Here is a 26614-nt window from a genome sequence, read left to right on the forward strand (position 1 = left end):
CAGCCAGATCCCAAGGAGGTCTCGCATGAACATGGTGGCCCCCATTGAGCGCCCCGACCAGATGCTCGGCGCGCTGCGCGACAAGATCGGCGCGGCCGCGGTGCTGATCGGCACCGACGTGCCCGCGCGCAACTGCAACGACTGGAGCGCGAGCCTGCCGCAGTCACCCCTCGCGGTAATCCGCCCCGTCGATGCGCGAGGTGTTGCCGATGCGATTCTGACCTGCCGACAGGCGCACCTGCCGTTCGTGCCGCAGGGCGGATTGACCGGGCTCTGTCGCGGTGCCTCGCCCGAGCCGGGCTGGGTCGCGATCTCGCTCGAGCGCATGACCGGCATCGAGGAGATCGATCGCGCCTCGATGACGATGACGGTGAAAGCAGGCACGCCTCTGGAGACGATCCAGAAAGCCGCCGACGAGGCCGGCTTGTTCTTTCCGCTCGATCTCGGCTCGCGCGGCTCCTGCGCGATCGGCGGCAATCTCTCCACCAATGCCGGCGGCAACCGCGTGATCCGCTACGGCATGACGCGCGAACTGGTGCTTGGCCTGGAGGTGGTGCTGCCCGACGGCACCATCATCACCAATCTCAACAAGCTGATGAAGAACAATGCGGGCTATGACCTCAAGCATCTCTTCATCGGTTCGGAAGGCACGCTCGGCATCATCACCCGCGTGGTGCTGAAACTGTTCCCGAAGCCGCGCTCGACCATGGCTGCGCTGTGCGCGCTGAAGGATTATGCGGCGGTGATCGCGCTGCTGGATGCGGCGCGATCCGGACTCGGCCCGCTGCTGTCGGCCTTCGAGGTGATGTGGCCGGATTACTGGGACGTGATTACGACGCGCGCGGGCGTCAAGCCGCCGGTCGCCGCTGGCGACAGCCTTTATGTGCTGGTGGAAGCGCAAGGCACCGACGAAAGCCTGGACGCGCCGCGCTTTCAGAGCTGGCTCGAAGAGCTGATGGAGCGTGGGCTGCTGGTCGATGCCGCCGTCGCGCAATCGCTGGCGCAGACGCAAGGCTTCTGGCGGGTCCGTGACATCTGCGCCGAGTTCGGCCAGGTGCTGGGACCGCACATCTCCTACGACATCGGACTTGCTGTGGCGCGGATGGACGAGTTCGTCGGGCGCTGCAAGACAGCGCTCGCCGAGGGCATCGCGGGCTGCGAGAGCGTCTATTACGGCCATATCGGCGACGGCAATCTGCATCTCGTCTCATGGGTTACGGGGCTCTCCGTCGAACCGCAGCCGAAGGAGGCGATGGACGCGATCATCTACGGCCTCGTGCGCGAGATGGGCGGCAGCGTCTCCGCCGAGCACGGCATCGGCACGCTGAAGAAAAAGTGGCTGGGTCACGCCCGCAGCGAAGCCGAGATCGCGCTGATGCGGACGCTGAAGGCGGCGCTTGATCCCGATCATCTGCTCAATCCCGGCAAGGTATTCTGAGATCATATGCGATCGCTCAAGCTCGATACGCCGAAATCGCTGTCGCAGCGGGTGATGCAGCGGCTGCGGCAGGCCATCATCGACGGCGAGTTCGCGCTCGGCGCCGCCATCTCGGAGGAGATGGTGGCGAACTCCTTCGGCGTCAGCCGCACGCCGGTGCGCGAGGCGATGGGCCTGCTGCAGGCGCAGGGTCTGGTGGTGATCCGGCCGCAGGTCGGCAGCTTCGTGTTCACGCCGAGCGCCGACGACATTGAAGCACTCTGCACTTTCCGCATCGCGCTCGAGCCCAAGGCCGCCGAGCTCGCCTTCCGCCATGACCGCGATGGCGCGGTCGCAACACTGAGCGAGGCGATCGCGGCGATGGAGCCCGCGGTCGCAGCCAAAGACAACATCGCCTATGGCCGCGCCGATGCCGCCTTTCACGAAGGCCTGTTCGCGCATTGCGGCAACCGCTATCTCGTCGAGTCCTACCAGCTCGCATCCAGCCGCGTTGCAGCACTCCGCACCAATCTGACCTCGCCGATCGACGTACGCACCCGTTCCTCGTTCGACGAGCACCGCAAGCTGCTCGATCTGTTCGCGCACGGCGAGTTCGCGGCCTTCGAGGCCCTGATGACGACGCACATCACCAATTCGGGCGTGGTCTATGCCAAGGCGCTGACGGCGGATTGAGCGCATCGAGCGGTCTCGGTCGATGCCGCGCCGGCTTCATCACTGCCGTCAGAAGTTTCATTGCCCATGGAGCAATCGCATATCCGATGTCGGGCGCGGTGAGAGCCCTGAAGACGGATCGCTGAGGTGCATATGCGGCACGCGCACCATTCCCGGAGGCGATGAAATGCTCGCCATCAGCACCGGCGCAACCGGGGTGCGAGTGATCGAGACCGAGAACATCGCCAGCAGCGCGCAGAGCATGCAAAGCCTCATCCGCACCGTCCTGCGATCGGAGATCGGCAGAAACAGGAAAAACAACATCGCCAGGATCAGCAGCGCATCGACCAGAAACATGGATCTCTCCCTTTGAAACTGGAGGGAGGATGGCGCGACGACGACTGCTAGTATGTGGACGGCATCACACACCTGATGGCACTGACCGCGCGCGGTAGGCGGGCACATCCGTGTCCGACTCGAGGATGCGCTGCTGGGCTCGACGGCAACCAATCTCCGCCTCGTCGAGGACGCGCTGCGGATGGTCCGCGCGCACGGTGGCGAGCCGGCCACAACGGCCGAGGTCCGGCAGGGGCTCGCGAACGGTTAACGCGGGCGCGCCGGCCGGATAGCTCCCGGCGGAACCGCAAATCTTCACGTGCCCGTCGGTTGTATTCGCGGGCCCGGAGTCCTATGGCTGTGCGCATGGACACCCAGATCATTGCCGCCGAAAAGCCCCTGATGGCCGGGGCGCAGCCGCGCAAGCCGGCGCCGTTCCTCCCCATGAGCCGCGCCGAGATGGACACGCTCGGCTGGGATGCCTGCGACATCGTGCTGGTGACCGGGGACGCCTATGTCGACCATCCGAGCTTCGGCATGGCGATCATCGGTCGGCTGCTGGAGGCGCAGGGATTCCGGGTCGGCATCATCTCGCAGCCGGACTGGCACTCGGCCGAGCCGTTCAAGGTGCTTGGCAAGCCAAAGGTGTTCTTCGGCGTCACCGGCGGCAACATGGATTCGATGGTGAACCGCTACACCGCGGACCGCCGCATCCGCAGCGACGATGCCTACACGGCCGGCGGCGAAGGCGGCAAGCGGCCGGACCGCTGCACCGTGGTCTACGCGCAGCGCTGTCGCGAGGCGTTCAAGGACGTGCCGATCGTGCTGGGCGGCATCGAGGCCTCGCTGCGCCGGATCGCACATTACGATTACTGGTCCGACAAGGTGCGCCGCTCGGTGCTGGCCGACGCCAAGGCGGACCTGTTGCTCTACGGCAATGCCGAGCGCGCCGTCGTCGAGGTGGCCAACCGCCTTGCCGCCGGCGAAGCACCGCGCGAGCTCAAGGACATCAGGGGCGTCGCGCTGTTCCGCCGCGTGCCCGAGGATTACGCCGAGCTGCACGCCGACGATCTCGACTCCGCCGACGAAGGCGCAACGCGCCAGAAGGGCGCCACCGTGATCCGGCTGCCGGCGCTGGAGCAGGTCGAGCAGGACAAGGAAGCCTATGCCCGCGCCTCGCGCGTGCTGCACCGGGAGAGCAATCCCGGCAATGCGCGGCCGCTGGTGCAGCGCCATGGCGATCGCGACCTCTGGCTCAACCCGCCGCCGATCCCGCTGACCTCCGAGGAGATGGACGCGGTCTACGATCTTCCTTACGCGCGCGCGCCGCATCCGTCCTATGGCGAGGCCAAGATTCCCGCCTGGGACATGATCAAGTTCTCGGTGACGATCATGCGCGGCTGCTTTGGCGGCTGCACCTTCTGCTCGATCACCGAGCACGAGGGCCGCATCATCCAGAACCGCTCGGAAGGCTCGATCCTGCGCGAGATCGAACTGATCCGCGACAAGACGCCGGGCTTCACCGGCGTCATCTCCGACATCGGCGGCCCCACCGCCAACATGTACCGGATGGCGTGCAAGGATCCCAAGGTCGAGGCCGCGTGCCGGCGGCCGTCCTGCGTCTTCCCGGAGATCTGCCCGAACCTCAACACCTCGCATGACGATCTGATCCGGCTCTATCGCAAGGTGCGCGAGACCAAGGGCATCAAGAAGGTGATGGTCGCCTCCGGCGTGCGCTACGACCTCGCGGTCGAGAGCCCCGAATACATCAAGGAGCTCGTCACCCATCACGTCGGCGGCTACCTGAAGATCGCGCCTGAACATACCGAGCGCGGGCCACTCGACAAGATGATGAAGCCCGGCATCGGCGCCTACAACCAGTTCAAGCGAATGTTCGATGCCGCCGCCGAACAGGCCGGCAAGAAATATTACCTGATCCCGTATTTCATCGCGGCGCATCCGGGCACGACCGACGAGGACATGATGAACCTCGCGCTCTGGCTGAAGAAGAATCGCTATCGCGCGGATCAAGTGCAGACCTTCCTGCCCTCGCCGATGGCGACCGCAACGGCGATGTACCACACCGGCGTCAACCCGCTGCGCGGCGTGCGCCACGGCGGCAGCGACAAGGTCGAGGCGATCAAGGGCCTGCGCCAGCGCCGTCTGCACAAGGCCTTCCTGCGCTATCACGACCCCGACAACTGGCCCGTGCTGCGCGAGGCACTGAAAGAGATGGGCCGCGCCGACCTGATCGGCTCCCGCCCCGACCAGCTCGTCCCCGCGCACCAGCCGCCCGGCACCGGCAAGGCGGCGGGCACCAGGCGGCCCGTGCGGCCCGGCGGCAAGACGCAGCGGTTCACGACCAAGGGCCTGCGGGTGATGAAGTAGACACGAGCCGTATCAAGTCCGGTTCGGCCTGCGGCTGTCGTGCCGGCCAAAACAAATCCTCGAAAACAACCCCATGCACAGTAGCCGGCATGAGCGGAATCAACGACTTGCGGATTTAGCGAAAAAATTGACCCGTCGGGCAAACAGTCGTTGCTCCGTCGGGCAATACAGGGGCATGATGGCATCGTCGGGCATCGCGTAACGCAGAGCCCTACCGTTTCTCAGTATCGATATCCTCGAGCTTCACGCCGCGTCCCCGCATATTGCGCGCATGAATTCAATTGTCACCAAAATGGTGACATGCTATGGGTGTCGAGATGCAGGTGATCGCCCTTCGGACCCTGAGGGAATTCTGGACGCGACACCCGCGCGCCGAGGGTCCGATCCGCGCCTGGGTAGCGATTGCCGCGAAGGCACGTTGGGCTGGGCCGGCCGAGATAAAGCGGCAGTTCGGCACCACGGTCGACTTCGTGGGTGACAATCGGGTCATCTTCGACCTGGGCGGCAACAAATATCGATTGGTCGTGCATGTGTCGTTTGCGTTTGGCCGCCTGCTGGTGAAGTTCATTGGGACTCACGCGGAATACGACCGCATCGACCCGGAGACTGTCTCATGGCCAAGAAAATGATCCGTCCGCTTCGCTCCGAAAGCGACTACGATGCCGCACTCGACGAGATCGAGCGCTATTTCGAAAGCGAACCAAAGCCGGGCTCGCCGGAGGGCGATCGTTTCGACCTTCTCGCACTGGTCATCGAAGACTATGAGCGCAAGCACTGGCCGATCGATCCGCCCGATGCGGTCGACGCGATCCGTTATCGGATGGAGACCGGGCAACATACCCAGGCGGACCTCGGCCGCCTGCTCGGCTCGCGCCAGCGCGCCTCCGACGTCCTGACGCGCAAACGCCCGCTCACGATGAAGATGGCCTGGCGACTGCACCGCGAGTGGGGAATTCCAGCAGAAGCGCTGATTGCCCCGCCACAACCCCGCGGACGAAGATCGGCGGCATAAAACCATTCGAACCTGTTCGACGCGCAACGCGTCCGAACCGGTCAGCGTCCCACTCACCCGTGATACCGCTCCAGCAAACTCCTCTCCACCTTGCAGATATACGTGTATTTCGGATTGACCACCTGGGTGCAGCGGGCTTCCGCGATCTGGCCGAGCAGCATGTAGCCTTCGGCCGCCGGAATCTTCCAATCGTCTTCCATCCAGTAGACCATCTCCTCGAATGCGATGCGCATCGCGTCTTCGAGCGGGCGGGCGCAGCCGAGGGTGCAGATGTGGGTGGCCGTTTCGATGCGCGGGTGGTTCAGCCTCGCGGGGGCCTTGGCCAGCGAGACCTTGACGGTGAGATTGGCCGCGATTTCGATCGCGCCCATGCCGTTGCATTCGCCGTCGCCCTGGATGGCGTGGCAGTCGCCCAGGAAGAGATGCGCGCCGTCCTTGTTGACGCGGAAGAAGATGCTGTTGCCCGTGGTGATCTCCTGGACGTCCATGTTGCCGCCATGCGTCCCGTTGTCGACGGTGAGAACAGCCCCGTGCACCGGGGCGACACCGGCCACGCCGATCATCGGCTTGACCGGCAGGCGGAGATGCTCGTTCCAGTGCACATGGCCGTCCTTGACCTCGACGACGCGGGTCTGGATGCCGAACTCCTTGCGCCGGACCCAATCCGGGAACATGCCGATGCCCGGCCAGAGTGCGGTGAAGCCGAGCTTGTCGAGCTCCATGTCCACCACGTCGAGGCGCAGCATGTCGCCGGGCTTTGCGCCACGCACCTCGATCGGACCGGTGGCGCCGTTGACGAACGGCATCGTCACGTCGGCTTCGGTCAGTTGCTGTCCGAGATGGCGGATGGTGCCGTCATTGGCATTGATGGCGCATTCCACCACGAAGGTTTCGCCGGGCTCGACGCTTGCGATGAACTTGTCGTCGCCGGACAGCGCGTATTTGATGTTGCCGGCCTTGCTGATGCGCTTGGACATGATCCCTCCGTGGCGTTTTCGGATGTGTTGAGGTTGACGTGCGATGCGAATGAGGGTCGGAGGCGATCTGCCCTATGCCTGTCGGCGCCAGGGCATCAGCAGCCGTTCGATCTTGCCGACCAGCCAGGTGAGAACCAGCGCGAGCACGATCGTCACGACGAGTGCGGCGAAGACCTTGGGAATGATGTAGAGCGACCCGGCCTTGAAGATGGCATGTCCCAGGCCCTCGGAGGACGACATGAACTCGCCGACGATCGCGCCGATGAGCGCGAAGCCCACCGTCAGCTTCAGCCCCGCAAAGATATCGGTGAGCGACGCCGGGATCACGAGCTTCCGGAAGATCTGGAATTTCGACGCGCCCAGGGTTTTCATGAGATTGATCTGGTCTCCATCGACGCCGACCGCGCCCTTGTAGGACGTCACCAGCGCAACAATCACCACCGACAGGGTCGACATCGCGACCTTCGAGACCAGTCCGGTGCCGAACCAGATGATCACGATGGGCGCGAGCGCGATGATGGGGATCGAGCCGAGTGCGATGACGAACGGTTCGACCACCCGGGACACGAAACGCGAATACCAGAGCGACAGACCGAGCAGGGTGCCGACCAAATTGCCCATGAAGAAGCCGAGCAGGGTCTCCATGCCGGTGACCGCCGCATCGCGCCACAGGCTGCCGTCCTGCGCCATCTGCATCAGGAAGCCCGCGATCGCCGACGGCGATCCGAACATGAAGGCGGCCGGGCTGCCCTTCGGCGTGACGCGCTCCCACAGGACAAGACAAGCGGCCAGAACGAGAATTTGGGTCGCCAGCACGGCGATGCCGAAGCGCAAGCGCGTCCATTTTGCACGGGCCACCGGCGAGGGACCGCTTCCGGCAGGCTTCGACGCGTCAACCATGCTGGTCTCGATATCCGTCGTCATTGGATCGCGACATCGAGATCGGCCCAGATGCGCCGGACGTAGCGGCTGAAATCCGGGTTTTCGCGCAGCGAGATGACGTCGGCGCGATCAGCGCCGAGTTCGATTTCATAAGTCGCCTTCACCGCGGTCGGCCGCCGCGTCAGCACGATGACGCGATCCGCGATCGAAACCGCCTCCTCGATGTCATGGGTGATAAGCAACATCGAGCGCCCGCCTTTGCGGACCAGACTGACCATATCGTTCTCGATGAGCAGCTTGGTCTGGAAGTCGAGTGCGGCGAACGGCTCGTCCAGCAGCAGCACGTCCGGATCATTCACCAGCGTGCGCGCCAACGCGACCCGCTGCCGCATGCCGCCCGACAACGTCGCGGGATAGTGGTCTGCGAAGCCATGCAGTCCAAGCTGGTCGAGCATGGCCCTGCTGCGGTCTTCGGCCTCGGCGGCAGCAACACCGCGGATCTCCAGGCCGAGCATGGTGTTGGCAAGCGCCGTGCGCCACGGGAACAGGAGGTCCTTCTGCAGCATGTAGCCGACGTTCTGAGGCTGACCGACGACCTGCCGGCCGTGCCAGCGGATGCGCCCCGCATCGGGCGCCAGCAGACCGCAGAGCGTGTTAAGCAATGTGGTCTTGCCGCAGCCGGAGGGCCCGACAATGCTGACGATCTCTCCCTTGCGCAGCGTCAGGCTGAGATCGGCAATGACAGGCACGACCTGGCCGTTGAAGTCGTAGCCTTTGGCGACGTGCTCGACGACGAGCGGGAGGGCGGCGCCGTTCACGGCCTCGCCCTCCCCGGGCATTGCGTATGTGGCAGCCTCAGCGCTCATTTCAGGCTGGCAATCGCCTTTTCGGCAAACGAGTTGTCGATGATCTGATCGAACGGGACCGATCCCTTGGCGTTGCCGAGGTAGATCTGCATGTCCATCAGGTTCTTCCACTGATCCTGCTTGGTGATGACCGACTGCGCCGGGATGAGATATTTCAGCTCGGCGTCGATCGCCTTGTCGACGACTTCGCCGGGCAGATCGGGGAATTCCTTGCGCGCAACCTCCTTGGCGAAGGCGGGATCGGCGTAGGTCTTGCGCGAGGCCTCCTCGAAGGACGTGACCAGCGCCTGCACCATTGCAGGGTCCTTCTGGAGCGTCGAGGGCAGCACCATGATGCCGGTGTTGCAGAACGGCCCGACATAGTTCGAGAAGTCGAACACGACCTTGGCGCCCTGAGCCTCCGCGGCGGCGACGCTCGGCTGATAGGCGACCGCCATGTCGGCCTGCCCGGCCAGCATCGCCGCGATCTCGGTGCCGGGATTGACCGGAACGATGGTGGCGTCGGTGCCCAGCTTGAGGCCGGCCTTCTCCAGCATCCGCTTGGTGACGCTGAAATTGGTGTTGGGCTCGGGCGACGTGACGATCTTGAGACCCTTGAACTCCTTCGGGTCAGTGATCGGCTTGAGCGTCTTGGACACCCCGAAATAGTGGGCGCGCTGCACGACCGTGCCGACCACGACGCCGGGGCCGCCATTCTCGCGGGAGATCTGCGCCATGGTCGCATCGCCGATCGCGAAATCCGCGGAGCCGCCGAGCACAGCCGCAAAAGTCTGGGTGTCGCCGCCGGCGGCGGTCACCTTCATGTCGAGACCGTTTTTCTTGAAGATGCCGGCATGCATGCCGACGTACAGGTTGATGTAGCCGAGATTGTGCACGGCCTCACTGAAGCGAACGGTCTTGAGCTCGGCGGCGGAGGCGATGCGGGATCCGAGCAGGGGCGCGGCACCGATTCCGGTGGCGACAGCGGACGAGGCGGCAAGGAAGGTGCGGCGGCTGAGCGCACGGCTGCTCGGCGGAGCGGGACGAACACGGTCGGTCATGGCGCTGACTTCTCCAGGAAATGCGGACGGGGCAGCCCAAAGACTAGGCGCCGACTGCTCCGCATCAAGCCGAAATAAGCGACGCGATTTGCTTGCGATTTGGCGCTTCCCTTCAAAATGTCGCGCCATTGACGCAGAGTGCCGGTGCATGGCCTGAAGACGCGGCTTTGCTGCCCGCCGCATCATCGCGCTGCCGAATTCAGCACCGCGCGCGAGCGGTTTTCGTCATTTCTGACATTTTGACTGCATAAAAGATTTGCAGACCGCGTAGCGTATAGCCACGCCCGTCCGCGACGACTGCACGCGACTACGGATTGACGCGCACCGACGAGAAGCGGCCGGTCAGCGCCCCTCCGCATTTTTCGGCCGCGATGCGGCTTGCCCGGGACGCCTCGCGCGGCGCCGTCGGTGACTGCGAAGGAACCTCGTCTTTCCTGACGCCGCCATCCGCCTTGCGCAGAAGTTCAAAGAGATTGTTGACCAGCCCGCGCAAACGCAGATTCTCGGATTTCAGATCGTTCATCTGCTGGACGGCGGGAACATCGAGCGTGCCGAAGCTGCGGCGCCACCGGTAGAAGGTACGTTCCGTGATGCCGGCGGTCTTGCAGATCTCCGCAATGGACACCCCGGAACTCGCCTCGGCGAGGAGATGAATGATCTCATTCTCGGTGAATCGGGATCGCCTCATCGCTCTCTCCATCGGCCCGTCATTTGCAGAGGCTCGAACGCCGGCCCCGCGCTGGGCCTGAGGTCAGTATAGCCCAGGGATCGCCGGCGCCTAGAATATCCGAGGACGATTTTGCCCGTCGCAGCCGTGGCGATGTGGCGCGGATTGCTCCTGGAGCCAACGAGTGCCTGAACCGCCACGCCTGGAGTTGTCCAATGCAGCGCCGCCACGAGATCCCCGCCACGCCCGAAAACATGGTTTGGGGCTATCTGGACTGCAACACGCCGCCTGTCCTCGAAGTCAGTTCCGGCGACAGCGTCACGCTGCACAGCTTTCCAGCCGGAGGACGAGAGACGCTGCCCGACGATCGGTCCCTTGTTCCCGAAGACTATCTGCTCGCCCTGGACACGATGCAACCCGGGCCGGGGCCTCACTTCATCACCGGGCCCGTCTATGTGCGCGGCGCCAATGTCGGCGATACGCTCCAGGTCGACATCCTCGACGTGAAGGTGCGCCAGGACTGGGGCTTCGTGTCGATCCTACCCCTGCTTGGGACGCTGCCGGACGAGTTCACGGATTATGAAACGATCCATCCCGTGATCGACCGCAAGCGCGAGGTCTGCATCATGCCGTGGGGCACGGAGATTCCGCTCGCTCCCTTTTTCGGCATCATCGCCACGGCCCCGCCACCGAGTTGGGGCCGCTGCGGCTCGCCCGTTCCGCGCGCGTTCGGCGGCAACATGGACAACAAGGAGCTCCGGGCCGGCACGACGCTGTATCTGCCGGTGTTCAACGAGGGCGCATTGTTCTTCGCCGGCGACGGCCACGGCGTGCAGGGTGACGGAGAAGTCTGCATCACCGCGCTCGAGACCGGGGTGACCGGGACGTTCCGCCTGACCGTGCGCAAGGACATGGAGATCAAATGGCCCTTTGCCGAGAGCGCGACACATCTCATGTCGATCGGCCTCGACGAGGATCTCGACGATGCCGCCAAGCAGGCGGTCCGGGAGATGGTCAAGCATGTCTGCGCACGAACGAACCGGACGCGCAACGAGGCCTATATGCTGTGTTCGCTGGCCGGCAATCTGCGCGTCACGCAGCTCGTCGACGGCAACAAGGGCATCCACATGCTGCTGCCGAAGGCGCTGCTGTAGCGGCTCGTCCGAGCGCCGGAAATCGATCCCAGACACGGCTATCGCCGGCGTGGCCCGCCGCGGGTTGCTGGAGGCTTGACCTTTTACCGCTTATGTAACATGTAAAGTTACATGAAACGAGATAGCCGCTTGTCCGGCGTGCTGCACGTGCTGTTGCACATGGCACAGCAGCCCGGACCCTTCACGTCCGAGACCCTGGCGAAGGCCATGGACACCAACCCGGTGGTGATCCGCCGCATCATGGCGGGCCTGCGGGACCTCAATTACGTGCGCTCCGAGAAGGGGCACGGCGGCGGCTGGACGCTGGCTTGCGATCTTTCAAAGGTGACGTTGCGCGACGTCTACACCGCGCTCGGCAGTCCCTCGCTTCTGGCCATGGGCAACCGGACGGAGGCGCCCGGCTGCCTCGTCGAGCAGGCCGTCAATGCCGCGCTGGATCAGGCCTTTTGCGATGCGGAGGCGTTGCTGCTGTCACGCCTCGGCGAAGTGACGCTGGCGATGCTGGGTGACGATCTGCGCAAACGCCTCGGGTCGCGCAAGCTTCAAGGCATCGGCGCGCATCACGCGTGATGAACTCCAGTCAGCAGGACCACATCGTGACCGACATCCCAACCGCTTTCTCCGATCCACAACTGGTGGCGAATTACACGCAGGGGCCACCGCGGTTCGTTCCGGGCTACAATTCCATGCTGTCCATGGCGGCCATCCTTCTGGGCGAGCGGGCGCATGACGACGCACGAATACTCGTGCTTGGCGCGGGCGGCGGCCTTGAATTGCAGGCCTTTGCGCAGGCCCGGCCGCGCTGGACCTTCGATGGCGTGGATCCGTCCGCAGCGATGCTCGATCTTGCGAAGCAAACGCTGGGCCCCTTCGCGTCGCGTGCGCGTCTGCACCAGGGCTATATCGACGATGCACCCGCGGGGCCCTTCGACGGCGCGACGTGCCTGTTGACACTGCATTTCGTCGATGTCGAGGAACGGCGTCGCATAGCGTCCGAAATCCGCCGCCGCCTCAAGCCTGGCGCGCCGTTCGTGACAGCCCATTTCAGCATCCCTGGCGGCGACCTTGAGCGACCGATCTGGCTGTCGCGATATTCCGCCTTTCTCGCCGCATCCGGGCTCGAACCCGACAAGGCGGCCGCCGCGCGAAAGGCCGTCGACGGGCAGTTGAGCATTCTGGCGCCGGAGCAGGATGAAGTGATCTTGCGCGACGCAGGCTTCTCCGACCCAACCCTGTTCTACACCGGCTTTACTTTCCGTGGCTGGGTGGCCTACGCCTGAGGCACGCTCACCGGTCCACGGGCACGCCCGGCCCGAGATGATACCGGCTGGAGAAGAACACCAGCGGCGTGGTGTCGCGATGATCGCAGGTCGAGACTTCGGCGATGATCAGCGTGTGGTCGCTGACGTCGATTTGACGCGTAACCTCGCAGGCGAACCAGGCGATGCAGCCCTGGAGGCGCGGCAGGCCGTCGACGATGTCGTAGTCCGGCGCTGCACCCGTGTTCGGCTGGCTGGCGAAATGCCGCGACAGGTCGCGGCCATGGTCCGGCAGCACGTTGACGCAGTAGCGGCCGGTCGCCGAGATCGCGCGGTGCATCCGGCCCGGCATGACGGAGACCAGCACGGTCGGCGGCGACAGGCTGACGGTGACGAAGCTGTTCGCGGTCATGCCGCAGACGCGACCGTGCTCGTCCAGGGCGGTCAGCACCGCGACGCCGGTCGCGAAGCGCGATGCGGCCTCGCGGAACGACGCCGGATTGGCGCGCTGCATGTCAGTTTCCGCTCGCATCTGAAATCACGCAATCGCCCTGACGGGCTCTGATGGCGCCGACATGCGCTCGATCCAGGCCTGGATGCGCTGCGGCGTGGAGATGCGGTCCCACTGGCGGTCGGGATAGTTGAAGTTCTCGGTGAACTCGTTCGCCAGTGCCGGATTCTGGCTCATGGCGCCGATCAGCATGCCCAGCGCTTCCGTGGGCGGCTGCAGCATCACGTTGGTCCAGCGCGAGGCCGCCAGCACGCGATCCTGCCGCTTCAGATCGATTGTCTCGCAGAGGCGCGCATCGCACGCGTCGGCGTTGACGATCTCCTCTCCGAGCACGAAGGCTGCATAGGAGGCGACATTGGCGCCCTGGCCCATCATGGGATCGACGATGGCGTGGACGTCGCCGAGCGCGATGGCGCATTTGCCATCGTCGAATTCGACCATGGTGTTGCGCACCGTCGGGACTACCCCGCCTTGCAGGAGATCCTGCGGCTGCGCCAGATCGAAGCGCGCGGTGTCGATGCGATCGTAGGTGGTCGGGTGGTGCTTCTCCAGCTTGCCGAGCAGCACCTTCAGGAAGTGCTTCGGATTGTCATCGTAGCTGAGCGTCGCCAGCTCTTCCATGTCGCCGCCGGGCACGTTCTCCATCAGCAGGGCGTTGGCGATGCCACCGAAGGTAACGGTCGGGATCACGATCATTTCGCCATGGCCGGGCGAGACCGAGAGTGTGACGTTCATCGGATCCGGCTGCCGCACACCGGTGTAAAGCCCGACGCAGAGGCGCCGCTGCGGCTGCTGATAGGGCGAGTGCTCGGGACGATAGGTGAAGAGCTGGCCCAGCGGCCCCTTGCCGGTCGAGACGACCAGCAGGTCGAAGCGCGCGACCAGCGGACGGATGTCGCGCTCCTCGATGCGGCGGTATTCGATCTTGCCACCGCGCTTCGTAAAATCCTGCATCAGCGCGGGAAGATACAGCCGGTAGTCGACGGCACGACTTGCCTTCGAGAAGTCACCGCGAAAGCGCAGCGGCTGCGGAAAGTTGAAGACATGATCGTGGTAGTAGTAATGGTCCTTCGGATCGGTCCAGTGATTGACGCCGAGATAATCCTCGCGTGCAATGGTCACGTGGTGATGCGCGACGGTGTTGAGCAAGCGGATGTTGCGATAGTCCTCGGGCGGCCGGTCCGTGATGATGGTCGCGTCCACACCGTGCTTCTGCAGGTAGAGCGCGAGATGCAGACCGGCGATTCCGGCGCCGACAATTCCGATGTTGCGTGCCATGTCGTCTCCCCCTGTGATTGCTTGTTTTGAAGAAGCCTAATGGCTTGCCGTGTTGCGCACTACGGAATAAGTGGGATATAATTTATTCCGGATCGGAATGAATTATGGACCGGATCGATTGCCTGCGCGCTTTCGTTCGCACCCTCGAGGGTGGCAGCTTCTCGGCTGCAGCGAAGGAGCTCGGCATCGGCCAGCCCGCGATCAGCAAGCGCATCGCGATGCTGGAGAGCGAATTCGGCACGCAGCTGTTCTTGCGCACGACGCGCACGCTGAAGCCGACGGCCGAGGCGCACCGCATCTACGATCTCGCGCGGCAGATCCTCGACAGTTTCGACATGGCGCGAGCGAGCGTCGATAAGGCCGCGCCTCGCCCGACCGGCACGCTGCGGATCGGTGTGCCGTCGTCGTTCGGGCGGCGCTACATGATGCCCGTGATCGCCGAGTACGTGCGGAATTATCCGGAGGTGCGGGTCGATATCCGCTTCAGCGAACGGTTCGTCAATCTGGTGGAAGAAGGCATCGAGCTTGCGCTGCGGATCGGAAACCTGGAGGCAAGCACGCTGGTCGCCCGCCGGCTTGGCACCGTGCAGCGTTATCTGGTCGCAACGCCGACCTATCTGCATGGCCGACCGCTGCCGCGCACGCCTGACGATCTCGGCTCGCACCAGTGCATCGTCTATTCCAGGATGTCGCCGGCGCACCAATGGGCCTTCGAATCCGAGCATGGCCGTCACGTCGCGTCGATCAACGGCCCCATTCATGTCGACGACGCCGATGCGATGCAGGAGGCGACGATGCAGCATCTCGGCATCGCCATCCTGCCCGACTGGAATGCCGCGGACGGTCTTCGACGCGGCGAGCTCGAGCATGTGCTGCCGGACTACAGCATCGCCGCGCTGCCCTTGCACGCGGTCTATCCGGAGACGCACTGGATGTCGCTGCGTGCGCGCAGCTTCCTGGATCTCCTGGTCGAGCGCGCCGGCCATTTTGCGTCGGCCTCGGCGCAGAGCCCCGTTGCGACCGCAGCCGGTTGACGCCGTCGCTGCCGTCATTAAATGACGTCCATGAAAAAGATCGGATTTCTGTCCTTCGGACACTGGACGCCCTCGCCCCAGTCGCAGACCCGCTCGGCGGCGGACACGCTGCTGCAATCGATCGAGCTTGCGGTCGCGGCGGAGCAGTTAGGGGCCGACGGCGCCTATTTCCGGGTGCATCATTTCGCCCGCCAGCTCGCCTCTCCCTTCCCGCTGCTCGCGGCCGTCGGGGCGAGAACCAGCACGATCGAGATCGGCACGGCCGTGATCGACATGCGCTACGAGAATCCGCTCTACATGGTGGAGGATGCAGGCAGCGCCGACCTCATCGCCGGCGGCCGGCTCCAGCTCGGCATCAGCCGCGGCTCGCCCGAGCAGGTGATCGACGGCTGGCGCTATTTCGGCTATCGCCCGGCCGAGGGCCAGAGCGACGCCGACATGGGCCGGCGCCATGCGGAAGTGTTCCTCGACCTGCTGCGCGGCGAGGGTTTTGCGGAGCCGAATCCGCAGCCGATGTTTCCGAACCCACCGGGGCTGTTGCGCCTCGAGCCGCATGCCGCGGGCTTGCGTGACCGGATCTGGTGGGGCGCCGGCTCGAACGCCACGGCGGTGTGGGCGGCAAAGCACGGCATGAATTTGCAGAGCTCGACGCTGAAGAACGACGAGACCGGCGAAGCCTTCCATGTGCAGCAGGCCGCCCAGATCCGCGCCTATCGCGCCGCCTGGAAGGAAGCGGGCCACAGCCGCGAGCCGCGCGTGTCCGTGAGCCGCAGCATCTTCGCGCTGATGAACGACCGCGACCGCGCCTATTTCGGTGGGGAGCGCGGCGGCGAAGACCAGATCGGCTTCATCGATCCGCAGACGCGCGCAATCTTCGGCCGGAGTTATGCCGCCGAGCCGGATGCGCTGATCGCACAGCTGCGCCAGGACGAGGCGATCGCGGAGGCGGACACGCTGCTGCTGACCATCCCGAACCAGCTCGGCGTCGACTATTGCGCGCATGCGATCGAGGCGATCCTGAAGCACGTCGCGCCGGCATTGGGGTGGCGGTGAGCGCGCGACGCTGTACGACCTTTGGTCGTGATTGACTTCAGCTACCACCCTGTCCAATATTGTCTCCGGGGACGATTGGAATCGATTTGGGGCTGGAATGCGCGGGTTGGTGGGAATCTTTGTCGTGGCCACGTTGCTTGCGGGGTGCGCATCGGGGCAGTTGGGTGACGCGGCTCTGACTGACAACGTCAAGTCAAATACTGCACGCCTGGTGGTCTATCGCTCGTCAGCCCTGGGATTTGCGGTCATGCCCAATTACGCCGTCGATGGGCGCGTGATTGGCGGCAGCCAGGCCGCGGGGTTCGTCTCGTGCGACCTTCCTCCGGGCCGACACGAGGTCGCCGTCAACAATCTTCCTCTGAGTACCAATCTGTTCGGGCAAGGAAGCGAGAAGGTCAGCCTGGATCTGCGCGCCGGCAGCACCACCTATCTTTCCGCCCAGCCGCAGATGGGAATCGTGACGCCCGGCGCGATCACGCTGATCCAGGTCACCGAAGGCCAGGGCCGCGCCGACGTCGCCAGCTTGCGTCAGAGCAACGGCTCGTGCGGCAAGGCCTGACCGGGCAGCTCCACCATCTATACGCGGATGAAGCGGCTTGTCCTGAAAACGATCCTGCGTCTCGGCCGCTACGCCGTACTTCCGGCCGTCGTGCTGGCCTGCGTGATCCTGGCTGTTTGGCTGATGGCGATGGATCGCTACACGATCACCGCGTTGGTCACGGCACCGGTCGTGTTCTCGATCTTCTTGGGCGCATTGGCACTCGCGATCGGCCTTCTGCTCCTGCCCTCGCGCAAGCATCGGGATTTTGAGGCCGACGAGGCGACAGCTCCAGGCCTTTGGGCGATGTGGAAGGAGCTCGATCACAGCTTCGTCCGGTCGCGCCGCACCCTGCTGATCGACACGGAGTTCAATGCCTCGATCGGCGAAGTGAGGCGATACGCCGGACTGTTCGGGCAACGGGTCACGATGACCGTCGGCCTGCCGATGCTCATGATCCTCGACGCGCGCGCGGTTCGCGCCGTCGTGGCCCATGAGGTGGCGCACGCCAGGCTTCGCCACACCTCGGGAAGCATCAACCTCGCGGATTTCATCGCGGCTTCGGAGAATGTCTTCCTCTACGCCAATCCGGAGTGGACCATCACGGGACGCATCGTGCGGGCTCTGCTCCATTCCATGCTCGAATGGCTCGAGAGGGAATATCGGGCGCTATCGCGGGAGAACGAACTTCATGCCGATCTCGGCGCAGCCGATAAGGTTGGCCGCGCCGAAACGGCGCGTGCACTTGTGCTGGTCGAAGCTTGCAGAACACGTCTCATCGATCTCGTGTTCGCGCCTCTCGAGAAAGAGATGCTGGGTGCCATCCATGCGCCACGCCCGCCGTTCGAGCGGATCGTCAAGCAGCTCGCGGATATCTGGGCGCCGGAACCGATGGCTGCTGCTGCCGTCGCGGGTTTGAGCCGCGAGCATGATCCGGATTCGACCCACCCGCCTTTCGGCAAACGGCTCGCCAATCTCGGATATACCGACATTCCCGAGATCGATGGGATTGAGATCTCAAGCATCGACCAGCTGCTCTCGCGCGATGCGGCCGCCGACCTCGCCGCACGTTTTGACAGGGAATGGCGGAAGAAGGCGCAGGACTGGGTCAGCATCGGCAGGTGATATCTGCGAGACTGAGCAAACCGGTTCGGCGACGCGAGTCCCAGTTCGTGCGGATTAAGTCGCGGCTTGGTAGTGCGTGAGCGCCTCCGGCTCTTGCTGCGGCACGACCACCGTCTGCGTCCTGATCTGGCTTCCGATCACGAGTCCCGTCAGCGAGAGCATCAGCCCCAGCGCCGGCGGCGCGAACAGGGCTTCTTCCTGGAACAGGCCGTTGAGCAGCACGACCATGACGCCGAAGCCGGCGAGGCCCTGCGTCAGAAATCCTGAGGACGCGTAGAGGCGCCAGGCCTTGAGGGCCATCGCGAAATAGAAGCCGAGCGGCACGAGGGCGGCAATGCCCATCTGGTAGATCAGCACGCCGATCGCGCTTTCGACCGCGCCGTCGATCGTTCCGGCCGCCTGCGCCGCGCTCCAGTCGATCGAGAAATAGCCGTCCGACAAATTGCCGCCGATGCCGAGACCGCGGCCGAACGGCTTTTCAAGAAAGCCGTTGAGGCCGCCCATCAGGCCGATGACGTGATAGTCGCCGATCTGCAAGCCGAGACGGATTGCGACGACCGCGAACACCATCAGCGCCAGCAGGCCGAGCACCAGCGTCACCACCGCGCCGAGGATGCGGGTCGAGATCCAGGCGGCGACCACGAACACCACCGTGATGAGCGCGCCCTTGACGCTGCAGACGATGAGGAGCGGAAGCGCGGCGAGAGCCAGGAACGGACGCCCGACCGAAAACAGGAACAGCCCGAAGAAGGCGATGCCGTAGCCGAAGCTGATCGCGCTCATGTTCGGCCCGTGGATACGCAGGATCTTCGACAGGCCGAAGCCTTCGAGCAGCGGCGTGTTGAGGAAGTCGAAGCTGAAGCGATCCTTGAGGTCGACGGGCACGTTTCCGGTGGCCCGCATCTGCGCTTCCCAGACGCCCGAATGGGTCGCCTTGAGCTCGTCGAAACCCCAGAACGTGTAGCCGTTGGTGAGGGCCAGCCAGACATCGCGGAACGCAAACTCGACATAACCACAGATGATGAGAATGACCGCGAGCGTCACCAGGAATGGCGTGGCGCGCACCTCGAAGGTCGCGGCGGTCAGCAGCGAGAGTTGAAACAGGAACAGCGGCAGCACGATGTTGCGCAAATAGACCGATGCCGCCTGCCCGTTCTGGACGAAGCCGATCGCGAAATACAGCGCCACCACGGCGAGGGTGACGACACCCCAGCGCATGATCCTGATCACTTCTGCCGACTGATTGCGCTGGCCGAGCACGTAGAGACCGAACGTCGTCAGCCACATCACCGAGCAGACGAGGAAATTATAGCCCTTGATGAAATCCAGATCGGACGGGATCGACACCAGCGGCGACAAGATCGAGACGAACAGGTTCTGGAAAAACAGGACGAAGATCGCGACTGCCGGCGCGTAGGTCGGAACCGCCAGCACAATGGCGATGGCGACGAGGACTTCGACGGTGAGGGACAGCACCGGGCTCGCCACGTGCAGAAGCGGAACGAAGCCGATCGTCGCAACTGCAATCAGAAGCGTCGGGACCAGATCGCGCAAAGGCGATGGCCCGGACATGCCGGCCTGCACGGTCCGATATCGCGGTGAAGTCCCGCCACTCATCACTCGTCCTTTGGCGTAGCGCGGAGGCCACGATAGCTACGGGATGTGTAAGGATTCGTTAACGATAGCGAACCGGCATCATCGCTTGCCCGGCTTGCTCGCCCCGAGCAGCGCCCGCATCACGCCGGGATCGGGCTTGCCGGTGCTGCTGTCGACGAGGCCGAATCCCTGCGCCAGCTCCCAATGCGTCCAGCCCCAGCAATGCTCCCGCGCAAAGGCGGTGACCGACGCGAGCCATCGCAGGCGGCTGTCGCGGGGCGCGCCGGCTTTCAGCACCCCGAACTCGTTGACGATGAGCGGCCGCGCAAACTTCTGCTGCCATGCGACCGCGGGCTCGAGCCATTGATCGACGCTCGGCTTGTCCCTGGCAATGGCAATCGCAGTGTCGAGCATGCCGAGCGCCTTGGCCGCGCCCCTCGCCTGCAAGTCGTGGCGGAGCATCCGGACGGCGGGATCGCTCGCGCTGATCGGGTAGGGCAAATCGATGATGTCGTGCAGCGGATCCTGCGCATCCCAGTGGCCCTGATGGGTGAACACCATGGGATCGTAGAAATGGATGGCATAGACGACGTTCAGATCCGGCAACGGGCGAAATTGCGGAAGCGAGTCTGCGCGTTGCCAGTTGACCGGCCCGACAACCAGCGTGGTCGCGGGAAGCAATTGGCGAACGAAGGCGGCGAGCGATTCGACCTCCTCTTGCCACCTGTCAGCTTCGACATCGGGCTCATTGAGCAGCTCGGCGAAGACGCGGTCGGCGGGATAGGCCCGAATGATGTCGGCGAGGGCGCTCCACGCATCCTTCATCTCACGCAGCGCCGCGTCGGGATCGTCCTTGTGCAGGCGATTGAAGCGCTCGCCGGGATGCAGATCGACCGAGACGGAGTAGCCGAGCGCCGTGAGCTGCTTCAACGCCGTGTCGAGCGCGCGCAGCGTCTCGTCGCGTTCGGCCTTTGCGGCAAAGCGAAGCATCACGCGCTCCGCGGGTACCGGCAGCCGGACATGACTCATGCCCGCCTTGCGAAGCTGCAGCAGCAGTTCGCTACTGGGGGGCGCGGATCGTTCACCGTTGATCCAGCCGTCGGCATTGAAACCGCGCGACAAGGCGGCGAGCCTGTCGGGCGCGACGGTCTGCGGCACGGGCACGCAAGTGTCGGCCGATGCCGGCGGCACGGATATCGAAAACAATATCGCGGCAAGGAGCAGACGACCGCGCGAGGTCGTCATCGTCAGATCGCCCGGCTCAATGCGCCGCCGTCGGGATGAGGCGCCGCGGAGCCCGCGGGCGCATGATTGACGACGAGGCCGGTCGGCACGGTGTTGTACCTCGCCAGCGCCGCGGTGACCCGCCGGATCGCCGCCGAGCCGAGCTCGCCTGCGCGCGCCACCGGGATGATCAGATCCGCATGCGCGGCCAGCGCGATGGCGTCGGGCTGCAAGGCGAGGTTGCCCGCATGGACGATGATGAGATCGAATTCCGAGCGGATGTCGTCCTCCGGTCGCGCATCGGCCTTGCGGCCGGTGCTCAGCAACTCGTCGATCGACTGAAGTCCCGCCGTGGTCGAGCCATCCTGCCATTCGGTGACAGGAGGCTGGGCACCGGCGAATTCCGGCTGCAGCCGGATCAGCACGCTCATCATGCCGCGACTGACCGCCGCACGATTGAGGGAGCGCGCAACGGTGTTGCCGCCGGCGCTCTTGCCGACAGACAGCACAAGGGCGACCTTGCAGCCGCGCACCGGCGCGCGATCGATCCGCTCGAGCAGCGGACGCAGGTAAGCGCCAAGATCGAGCTCGGCGGTGGCGGTGGTCGGTCGTTGCCAGACAGTGCCTGGAGCGACGCCGGACGCGAGATCGGGAATGCGGGCCCAGACAGGGAGATTCGGCATCGTTTCGGGCTGGGGCGCGGCGGGCGCCGAGGGCGGAGCTTGCCGATGGGGCACGCTGATCATTTCCGCGCGGGCGGGCGTCTGAACAGGCGCCTCCGCAGGCTCGGCCCCGTCAGGCATGCTTCCCATCGCCGCAACGGCGGCGGTCGAGGTCAACAGCGAGCCGATCGCGAGCGCGGCAAGCAGCAGAGCGAGCGGCGGACGGGTCGAACGCAGCGGCGGGATCGCGGGCGACGCGACCTTGGTCTGCGAGCTCTGCAGCTGACGCTGCTCGTTGGTGGTCTTGAACCGCGACAGGAACTGCTCGTAGATGTTCTTGTTGGCGTCGGCATCGCGCTGCAGCTCCTGCAGCTTCACCAACGCCTGACCGTCGACCAGCATCTGCGTCTCGATGGCCTTGAGCTGCTTCTCCAGCGCGTTCTGCTGCTCCAGCTGCGATTCGTATTCGGACTTCGCGGTGTCGATGTTCTTCTTCCGCTCGACCTCGATCTGCCTGTTGATGTCGGCCAGCTGGCTGTAGGAGATCGCAAGATCAGGGTGGCGGTCGCCGTACACCGCCTTCTTCTGCGCAATCTGGTCATTCAGGGTCGAGCGCTGCGCGCGCAGCATGCTCAACAGGTCCTGCTTCACGGGACCTTCGACATTGGCCTTGAGATCGCGCTGCACCTGCTCGTAACGCGCCCTGGCTTCCTCGGTGCGCGCGCGGGCGGCGGAGACCTGCTGGTTGATGTCCGTCACCCGCAATTGCTGGGTGGTGGAATCCTTACCGGCATTGAGGATCTTGTGCTCGAGCCGGAATGCCGCGACGGCATCCTCCGACGCACGCAGGCGCTCGTTCAATGCCTTCAACCGGTCCTTGAGCCAGTCGGCCGCCTCGTCCGTGGCCTCGGTGCGGACCCGGCCCTGGCTCGCGGCGAACGCCTCGGCGATGGCATTGGCATAGTAGGCGGCGCGCTCCGCGCTGTTCGACGTGAACGAGATGGCGATGACGTAGGTCAGCCCACGGCGCGAGATGTCGAGGCGGCTGCGGAATTTCTCGAGCAGGCGCGTCATGTCGGTATGACCGCCCGCGATGTCCTCGTCGTCCGCGATCTTGAGCTTCTCGATCAAGGGCCGGAGAAAGCCGTCCGATTTGGCGATCTCGATCTGGCTCTGCAGCGCCGCGGCGTCCTGTCCGATGCCCGGCAGCACGTCCTGGTCCGAAGTCACGCGCAGCTCGCGCGGATCGACGACGACCAGGGCCGTTGCGGCATACCGGACCGGAAGAACCATGAGGATAATGACGCCGAGCGCGAACAGGGCCAGCGCCAGCGTCAGGATGCGACGGCCATTGTCGCGCAGGAAGGCGAGCGCGCCGGAGACGGTCAGCGACCCCTTGATCAGCGCGGGGCCGTTGCCGTCGGGCTTCGCCGTCGCAGCCCGCGGCGCTTCCCACGAAGCCGCAGGCTCCGTCGGGGCGATGCTTCGCGGAGATGCGCTTCGACCGAACGCCATGGGTTTGGACTCAAAATCAACTGACAGCCGCAATTCAGAGGCTTGCTACACCGTAAATATCCATGGTTAACCGGCGGTTACGGCTGGAGCGCCGGGTTCAGAATGGAACCTGTGCCTTCAATGAAATGCACGTTAGCGCCCGCCGAGCGCCCGCAGCGCATTCACGATCACCGCAACGTCGATCGCCTCCTGGATCAAGGCCCCCTGTACCGGCGTCAGGTAACCCAGCGCGGCGGCCACCATTCCGATCACCGAGAGCCCCATTCCGGCAAAGACACCTTCCAGGGCAATGAAGCGGGAACGCCGGGCGATCTCGATCGCCGGCACGATGCGGTCGAGATGATCCACCAGAATGACGACGTCGGCGGCCTCGGCGGATGCAGCGGCGCCTCTGGCTCCCATGGCCACGCCGACGTCGGCCGCGGCAAGTGCGGGCGCGTCGTTGACGCCGTCGCCGACCATCATGACGGGGCCGTTCTTCCGCTCTGAGAGCACGACCAGGACCTTCTGATCCGGCGTCAGCCCCGCACGAACCGAATCGATGTCCAGACCGGCCGTGATCGCCTCGGCCACGTCGCGGCGGTCGCCCGTTGCCAGAACGATCCGCTGGACTCCCAGAGTTCTCAAACGCTGAAGCAGAGACTGCGTGCCGGAGCGCAGCTCGTCGGCCAGCCTGATCTCGCCCGCCATATGGCCGTCGATTGCAATGGCAACAGTGGCGGCGCCGGCATCCCTTGATGGCGGGACGAAATTCTCCCCTGCTTGCGTCAATTTCGACACCACGAACCTGATGCCACCGACCGTGACGGACCGCCCATCCACGACGCCCTGGACGCCCTCGCCTGGCGTTTCGACCACGCTGGATGGGATCGTGAGCTTGAGCTGACGGCTCTGCGCCTCGGCAACGATGGTCTGGGCGATGATGTGCTTGGACGCCTGATCAAGCGAGGCTGCGAGGCGCAACATATCGTCGGGATCGGCATTGGCCGATACGTTGACGGCCACGACCTTCGCCCTGCCGTCGGTAAGAGTGCCGGTCTTGTCGAGGACCAGCGAATTGATGCGCGCGAGCGCTTCGATCGCCTTGCCTCCCTTGATCAGAATGCCATGTCCCGCCGCCCGGGACAGCCCGGAGACGATGGCAACCGGCACCGCGAGAATGAGCGGGCACGGCGTTGCGATGACGAGAACGGCAACCGCGCGGACCGGATCGCCGGTGAAGAACCAGGCGGCGGCAGCGATCAGCACCGTCATCGCGAGGAACACCATCGCAAAGCGATCGGCGAGCCGCGACATCGGCGCCTTGGAGCGTTGCGCGCCTTCGACCAGGCGCACGATGCCGGCATAAGTGCTTTCGGCGGCACGGCGCGACACGACGAGATCGAATGCGTCGCCGGCGTTGGTCGATCCGCTCATCGCTTCGTCACCGGCATGTTGCTGGACCGGGATCGGCTCTCCCGTGAGCGCGGATTGATCCAGCACCGCGAGGGTGCTGGCCACCACGCCATCGACCGGGACGACATCGCCCTGCCGGATCAACAGACGGTCGCCCGGCGCAATCAGGTCCAGCGCCACCTCTTCAAGTTCGCCGTCCCGGTGCCGAATGGCCGTCCGAGGCACCCGCGCCAGCAGCGCCGTCATCTCGCTGCGCGCGTGGCGTTCGGCAAAGGCTTCGAGAAATTGCCCACCGGCATACATCAGGGCAACCACGATCGCCGCCAACTCCTCCCCCACGACGAGGGCGGCAACCATCGACAAGGCTGCAACGATATCGAGGCCGACTTCACCGCGTCGCAGGCTGGTGACGATGTCGGACACGAGCACGATCAGAACCGGAATCGTGAAGATCGCCCAGACACGATCCTGCCACGCGGCCTGTCCGAGCAGCGGAACGGCAAAGCCAAAGGCAAGACCGAACGCCGGCAACACGACCAGCAGGGCCCGAACCAGGAAGCCGGCAAGCATTCAATCGACCTCGTTGCGCGATTGGAATGGGACCGCTCTAGACCACCGTACCAAACAGCTTCCCGATACCCGCGGTCAGCGCCAGCGCGAACGCTCCCCAGAACGTCACCCGAATGGTGGCGCGCAGGACCTTGGCGCCGCCGGCCTTTGCACCGATCGCTCCCAGCACGGCGAGAAAGGCCAGCGATGCCGCGGATACGACCGGCACCAGCGCGTTGACCGGGGATATGACGACCATCAGCAAGGGCATGGCGGCGCCCACCGAGAACATGGCCGCCGACGCGAGCGCGGCCTGGACGGGGCGGGCCGCGGTGACGTCCGAGATTCCCAATTCGTCGCGTGCGTGGGCCTTCAATGCGTCCTTGGCCATCAACTGCTCGGCCACCTGCCGCGCCAACGGCCTGTCGACACCGCGCTTGACGTAGATGTCGGTAAGCTCGTCGAGCTCAAACGCCGGGCTCTCGCGCAATTCCTTGGCTTCCCGCGCAAGATCGGCCTGCTCGGTATCCGACTGCGAACTGACGGAAACATATTCGCCGGCCGCCATCGACATGGCACCGGCCACCAATCCCGCAATCCCCGCGATCAAGACATCGTTTCGCGTCGCGGCTGCCGCGGCAACGCCGACGATCAGACTCGCGGTGGAGATGATGCCGTCATTGGCTCCGAGAACGGCGGCTCTCAACCATCCGATCCGATCGACCAGATGATTTTCGGGATGCGCGCGAAGGCGGCTCATGTCCAAACAATCCTTGAAGCGCCCGGAATGCCGCCCGCGCTATCTGTCGGCGTGAGGCAGCATTCGCACGAGCGTGCGATCGCGAAATATCCAGTGATGGATCAGCGCGGCGGCGGCGTGGAAGGCTGCGAGAATCACCAGAGCATGGGCGAGAATTTCGTGCACCTCCTTCACATTATGGGCGAAGGCACGATCATTCAGCCACGGCGATGGAATCTCGGCCAGACCAAACAGCGGCAGGGCATCGCCGCGCGCAAACTGAAGCACGATGCCGACGACGGGAACCGCGACCAGCAACACATAGAGGCTGTAGTGCGCGATCCGGGCGGCAGGATCCAGCCACCGTCCCATCCAGTCGCCAAATTCGGTCGCCTCCGGCGGCGGAGACGGATCAACCGACCGCCAGGTCAGGCGCGCGACGAGAAGGGCGAGCACGGCTAATCCCGCAGAAACGTGAACGAACAGTCCGGACTCCCGCGGCCCTCCTTTGGGCAGCACGTCGCCAAAAATCCCGAGCGCCCAGGCGAGAGCAACAAGGAACACCGTCAGCCAATGCAGCGCCTGCGCAACCGCACCGTAGTCCTTCGTTGAATTGAATAGCTGCATCTTCAAAGGATAGTCGCGCAACGCTGAGATGCATTGACGTGAATCAAGCTGATCGCTCAGCGGCGGCAAGGCGCGCTTGTTCAGGCGGAGCGGCTCGC

General features: G+C 64.7%; 27 protein-coding genes. 13 read left to right on the forward strand and 14 right to left on the reverse strand.

The window, feature by feature from the left end; all coding sequences use genetic code 11:
• Positions 1–25: 25 nt before the first annotated feature.
• Positions 26–1438: an FAD-binding oxidoreductase gene (locus tag FNV92_RS32810; RefSeq protein ID WP_143842984.1), complete on the forward strand. Its 1413-nt coding sequence runs from the start codon at positions 26–28 to the stop codon at positions 1436–1438.
• A 6-nt stretch (positions 1439–1444) separates the two neighbouring features.
• Positions 1445–2110 carry a GntR family transcriptional regulator gene (locus tag FNV92_RS32815; RefSeq protein WP_143842983.1) on the forward strand — a complete coding sequence of 222 codons (666 nt, stop codon included), beginning with the start codon at positions 1445–1447 and terminating at the stop codon, positions 2108–2110.
• Between the two features lie 57 nt (positions 2111–2167).
• Here FNV92_RS32815 and FNV92_RS32820 read toward each other — a convergent pair whose 3' ends face one another.
• On the reverse strand, positions 2168–2446 hold the full coding sequence (locus tag FNV92_RS32820) for a hypothetical protein (RefSeq protein WP_143842982.1): 279 nt from the start codon (positions 2444–2446) through the stop codon (positions 2168–2170).
• 133 nt (positions 2447–2579) lie between these two features.
• Here FNV92_RS32820 and FNV92_RS32825 point away from each other — a divergent pair, with 133 nt between their 5' ends.
• From FNV92_RS32825 to FNV92_RS32840, 4 genes are all read left to right on the forward strand, one after another.
• A complete protein-coding gene (locus FNV92_RS32825; RefSeq protein WP_244623822.1) occupies positions 2580–2696 on the forward strand; it encodes a 3-keto-5-aminohexanoate cleavage protein in 117 nt (38 codons plus the stop codon).
• A gap of 95 nt (positions 2697–2791) precedes the next feature.
• Complete coding sequence (locus tag FNV92_RS32830; RefSeq protein ID WP_143846145.1) at positions 2792–4813, forward strand: YgiQ family radical SAM protein; 2022 nt, start codon at positions 2792–2794, stop codon at positions 4811–4813.
• A gap of 317 nt (positions 4814–5130) precedes the next feature.
• Positions 5131–5442, forward strand: a complete 312-nt coding sequence (locus FNV92_RS32835) for a type II toxin-antitoxin system HigB family toxin (RefSeq protein ID WP_143846143.1) — start codon at positions 5131–5133, stop codon at positions 5440–5442.
• Entirely contained in the window at positions 5427–5825 is a 399-nt protein-coding gene (locus FNV92_RS32840) for a helix-turn-helix domain-containing protein (RefSeq protein ID WP_210248046.1), read from the forward strand. The genes FNV92_RS32835 and FNV92_RS32840 overlap by 16 nt, the downstream gene beginning before the upstream one ends.
• 53 nt (positions 5826–5878) lie before the next feature.
• On the opposite strand, the gene FNV92_RS32845 is transcribed toward FNV92_RS32840, so the two are convergent.
• From FNV92_RS32845 to FNV92_RS32865, 5 genes are all read right to left on the reverse strand, one after another.
• Positions 5879–6802: an acetamidase/formamidase family protein gene (locus FNV92_RS32845; RefSeq protein WP_143842981.1), complete on the reverse strand. Its 924-nt coding sequence runs from the start codon at positions 6800–6802 to the stop codon at positions 5879–5881.
• Positions 6803–6874: 72 nt separating this feature from the next.
• Complete coding sequence (locus tag FNV92_RS32850) at positions 6875–7702, reverse strand: ABC transporter permease (protein ID WP_416377741.1); 828 nt, start codon at positions 7700–7702, stop codon at positions 6875–6877.
• Positions 7703–7722: 20 nt separating this feature from the next.
• A complete protein-coding gene (locus FNV92_RS32855) occupies positions 7723–8523 on the reverse strand; it encodes an ABC transporter ATP-binding protein (RefSeq protein WP_143846142.1) in 801 nt (266 codons plus the stop codon).
• Positions 8524–8546: 23 nt separating this feature from the next.
• A complete protein-coding gene (locus FNV92_RS32860; protein ID WP_143842979.1) occupies positions 8547–9590 on the reverse strand; it encodes an ABC transporter substrate-binding protein in 1044 nt (347 codons plus the stop codon).
• 307 nt (positions 9591–9897) lie between these two features.
• A complete protein-coding gene (locus tag FNV92_RS32865; RefSeq protein ID WP_168213449.1) occupies positions 9898–10278 on the reverse strand; it encodes a transposase in 381 nt (126 codons plus the stop codon).
• Positions 10279–10472: 194 nt separating this feature from the next.
• Here FNV92_RS32865 and FNV92_RS32870 point away from each other — a divergent pair, with 194 nt between their 5' ends.
• The 3 genes from FNV92_RS32870 (at position 10473) to FNV92_RS32880 (ending at position 12691) form a co-directional block, all read left to right on the forward strand.
• Entirely contained in the window at positions 10473–11411 is a 939-nt protein-coding gene (locus FNV92_RS32870) for an acetamidase/formamidase family protein (RefSeq protein WP_015689040.1), read from the forward strand.
• Between the two features lie 111 nt (positions 11412–11522).
• Positions 11523–11981 carry an Rrf2 family transcriptional regulator gene (locus tag FNV92_RS32875; protein ID WP_143842977.1) on the forward strand — a complete coding sequence of 153 codons (459 nt, stop codon included), beginning with the start codon at positions 11523–11525 and terminating at the stop codon, positions 11979–11981.
• Positions 11981–12691, forward strand: a complete 711-nt coding sequence (locus tag FNV92_RS32880; RefSeq protein WP_168213448.1) for a class I SAM-dependent methyltransferase — start codon at positions 11981–11983, stop codon at positions 12689–12691. The genes FNV92_RS32875 and FNV92_RS32880 overlap by 1 nt, the downstream gene beginning before the upstream one ends.
• A gap of 7 nt (positions 12692–12698) precedes the next feature.
• Here FNV92_RS32880 and styB read toward each other — a convergent pair whose 3' ends face one another.
• Together styB and styA are read right to left on the reverse strand one after the other, a co-directional pair.
• Positions 12699–13184: a styrene monooxygenase NADH-dependent flavin reductase subunit StyB gene (gene styB / locus FNV92_RS32885; RefSeq protein WP_143842975.1), complete on the reverse strand. Its 486-nt coding sequence runs from the start codon at positions 13182–13184 to the stop codon at positions 12699–12701.
• Positions 13185–13208: 24 nt separating this feature from the next.
• Entirely contained in the window at positions 13209–14459 is a 1251-nt protein-coding gene (gene styA / locus FNV92_RS32890) for a styrene monooxygenase subunit StyA (protein WP_143842974.1), read from the reverse strand.
• Positions 14460–14563: 104 nt separating this feature from the next.
• Here styA and FNV92_RS32895 point away from each other — a divergent pair, with 104 nt between their 5' ends.
• The 4 genes from FNV92_RS32895 (at position 14564) to FNV92_RS32910 (ending at position 18209) form a co-directional block, all read left to right on the forward strand.
• Positions 14564–15493, forward strand: coding sequence for a LysR family transcriptional regulator (locus FNV92_RS32895; RefSeq protein ID WP_143842973.1), 930 nt, complete (start codon positions 14564–14566; stop codon positions 15491–15493).
• Positions 15494–15523: 30 nt separating this feature from the next.
• Positions 15524–16546, forward strand: a complete 1023-nt coding sequence (locus tag FNV92_RS32900) for an LLM class flavin-dependent oxidoreductase (RefSeq protein WP_143842972.1) — start codon at positions 15524–15526, stop codon at positions 16544–16546.
• Positions 16547–16670: 124 nt separating this feature from the next.
• Positions 16671–17105: a DUF2846 domain-containing protein gene (locus FNV92_RS32905; RefSeq protein WP_244623790.1), complete on the forward strand. Its 435-nt coding sequence runs from the start codon at positions 16671–16673 to the stop codon at positions 17103–17105.
• 27 nt (positions 17106–17132) lie between these two features.
• A complete protein-coding gene (locus FNV92_RS32910) occupies positions 17133–18209 on the forward strand; it encodes a M48 family metallopeptidase (protein ID WP_143842970.1) in 1077 nt (358 codons plus the stop codon).
• 54 nt (positions 18210–18263) lie between these two features.
• Here the strand turns inward: FNV92_RS32910 and FNV92_RS32915 are convergent, their stop codons facing one another.
• The 6 genes from FNV92_RS32915 to FNV92_RS32940 all read right to left on the reverse strand — a co-directional run bounded on the left by FNV92_RS32915 (position 18264) and on the right by FNV92_RS32940 (position 26585).
• On the reverse strand, positions 18264–19781 hold the full coding sequence (locus FNV92_RS32915) for a hypothetical protein (RefSeq protein WP_168213447.1): 1518 nt from the start codon (positions 19779–19781) through the stop codon (positions 18264–18266).
• 123 nt (positions 19782–19904) lie between these two features.
• Positions 19905–21050, reverse strand: coding sequence for a glycoside hydrolase family 5 protein (locus tag FNV92_RS32920; RefSeq protein ID WP_143842968.1), 1146 nt, complete (start codon positions 21048–21050; stop codon positions 19905–19907).
• A gap of 2 nt (positions 21051–21052) precedes the next feature.
• On the reverse strand, positions 21053–23206 hold the full coding sequence (locus FNV92_RS32925; protein WP_143842967.1) for a GumC family protein: 2154 nt from the start codon (positions 23204–23206) through the stop codon (positions 21053–21055).
• 132 nt (positions 23207–23338) lie between these two features.
• Entirely contained in the window at positions 23339–25171 is a 1833-nt protein-coding gene (locus FNV92_RS32930) for a heavy metal translocating P-type ATPase (protein ID WP_143842966.1), read from the reverse strand.
• 37 nt (positions 25172–25208) lie between these two features.
• The gene (locus FNV92_RS32935) at positions 25209–25910 is read right to left on the reverse strand and encodes a VIT1/CCC1 transporter family protein (protein ID WP_143842965.1); all 702 of its coding nucleotides are present in this window, start codon (positions 25908–25910) and stop codon (positions 25209–25211) included.
• 39 nt (positions 25911–25949) lie between these two features.
• Positions 25950–26585, reverse strand: a complete 636-nt coding sequence (locus tag FNV92_RS32940; RefSeq protein ID WP_143842964.1) for a cytochrome b — start codon at positions 26583–26585, stop codon at positions 25950–25952.
• Positions 26586–26614: the final 29 nt, after the last annotated feature.

The sequence above is a fragment of the Bradyrhizobium cosmicum genome (assembly GCF_007290395.2).
In the GTDB taxonomy this organism is placed as follows: domain Bacteria; phylum Pseudomonadota; class Alphaproteobacteria; order Rhizobiales; family Xanthobacteraceae; genus Bradyrhizobium; species Bradyrhizobium cosmicum.

Bases quoted from the DNA above. Each gene is read 5' to 3' on its own strand.
- FNV92_RS32820 (WP_143842982.1), bottom strand. From the start codon at position 2,446: ATGTTTCTGGTCGATGCGCTGCTGATCCTGGCGATGTTGTTTTTCCTG.
- FNV92_RS32925 (WP_143842967.1), bottom strand. From the start codon at position 23,206: ATGGCGTTCGGTCGAAGCGCATCTCCGCGAAGCATCGCCCCGACGGAG.
- styB (WP_143842975.1), bottom strand. From the start codon at position 13,184: ATGCAGCGCGCCAATCCGGCGTCGTTCCGCGAGGCCGCATCGCGCTTC.
- FNV92_RS32910 (WP_143842970.1), top strand. From the start codon at position 17,133: ATGAAGCGGCTTGTCCTGAAAACGATCCTGCGTCTCGGCCGCTACGCC.
- FNV92_RS32850 (WP_416377741.1), bottom strand. From the start codon at position 7,702: ATGGTTGACGCGTCGAAGCCTGCCGGAAGCGGTCCCTCGCCGGTGGCC.
- FNV92_RS32900 (WP_143842972.1), top strand. From the start codon at position 15,524: ATGAAAAAGATCGGATTTCTGTCCTTCGGACACTGGACGCCCTCGCCC.
- FNV92_RS32895 (WP_143842973.1), top strand. From the start codon at position 14,564: ATGGACCGGATCGATTGCCTGCGCGCTTTCGTTCGCACCCTCGAGGGT.
- FNV92_RS32840 (WP_210248046.1), top strand. From the start codon at position 5,427: ATGGCCAAGAAAATGATCCGTCCGCTTCGCTCCGAAAGCGACTACGAT.
- FNV92_RS32815 (WP_143842983.1), top strand. From the start codon at position 1,445: ATGCGATCGCTCAAGCTCGATACGCCGAAATCGCTGTCGCAGCGGGTG.
- FNV92_RS32810 (WP_143842984.1), top strand. From the start codon at position 26: ATGAACATGGTGGCCCCCATTGAGCGCCCCGACCAGATGCTCGGCGCG.
- FNV92_RS32920 (WP_143842968.1), bottom strand. From the start codon at position 21,050: ATGACGACCTCGCGCGGTCGTCTGCTCCTTGCCGCGATATTGTTTTCG.
- FNV92_RS32865 (WP_168213449.1), bottom strand. From the start codon at position 10,278: ATGAGGCGATCCCGATTCACCGAGAATGAGATCATTCATCTCCTCGCC.
- FNV92_RS32845 (WP_143842981.1), bottom strand. From the start codon at position 6,802: ATGTCCAAGCGCATCAGCAAGGCCGGCAACATCAAATACGCGCTGTCC.
- FNV92_RS32875 (WP_143842977.1), top strand. From the start codon at position 11,523: ATGAAACGAGATAGCCGCTTGTCCGGCGTGCTGCACGTGCTGTTGCAC.
- FNV92_RS32930 (WP_143842966.1), bottom strand. From the start codon at position 25,171: ATGCTTGCCGGCTTCCTGGTTCGGGCCCTGCTGGTCGTGTTGCCGGCG.
- FNV92_RS32860 (WP_143842979.1), bottom strand. From the start codon at position 9,590: ATGACCGACCGTGTTCGTCCCGCTCCGCCGAGCAGCCGTGCGCTCAGC.
- FNV92_RS32915 (WP_168213447.1), bottom strand. From the start codon at position 19,781: ATGTCCGGGCCATCGCCTTTGCGCGATCTGGTCCCGACGCTTCTGATT.
- FNV92_RS32855 (WP_143846142.1), bottom strand. From the start codon at position 8,523: ATGCCCGGGGAGGGCGAGGCCGTGAACGGCGCCGCCCTCCCGCTCGTC.
- FNV92_RS32870 (WP_015689040.1), top strand. From the start codon at position 10,473: ATGCAGCGCCGCCACGAGATCCCCGCCACGCCCGAAAACATGGTTTGG.
- FNV92_RS32830 (WP_143846145.1), top strand. From the start codon at position 2,792: ATGGACACCCAGATCATTGCCGCCGAAAAGCCCCTGATGGCCGGGGCG.
- FNV92_RS32835 (WP_143846143.1), top strand. From the start codon at position 5,131: ATGCAGGTGATCGCCCTTCGGACCCTGAGGGAATTCTGGACGCGACAC.
- FNV92_RS32880 (WP_168213448.1), top strand. From the start codon at position 11,981: ATGAACTCCAGTCAGCAGGACCACATCGTGACCGACATCCCAACCGCT.
- FNV92_RS32935 (WP_143842965.1), bottom strand. From the start codon at position 25,910: ATGAGCCGCCTTCGCGCGCATCCCGAAAATCATCTGGTCGATCGGATC.
- styA (WP_143842974.1), bottom strand. From the start codon at position 14,459: ATGGCACGCAACATCGGAATTGTCGGCGCCGGAATCGCCGGTCTGCAT.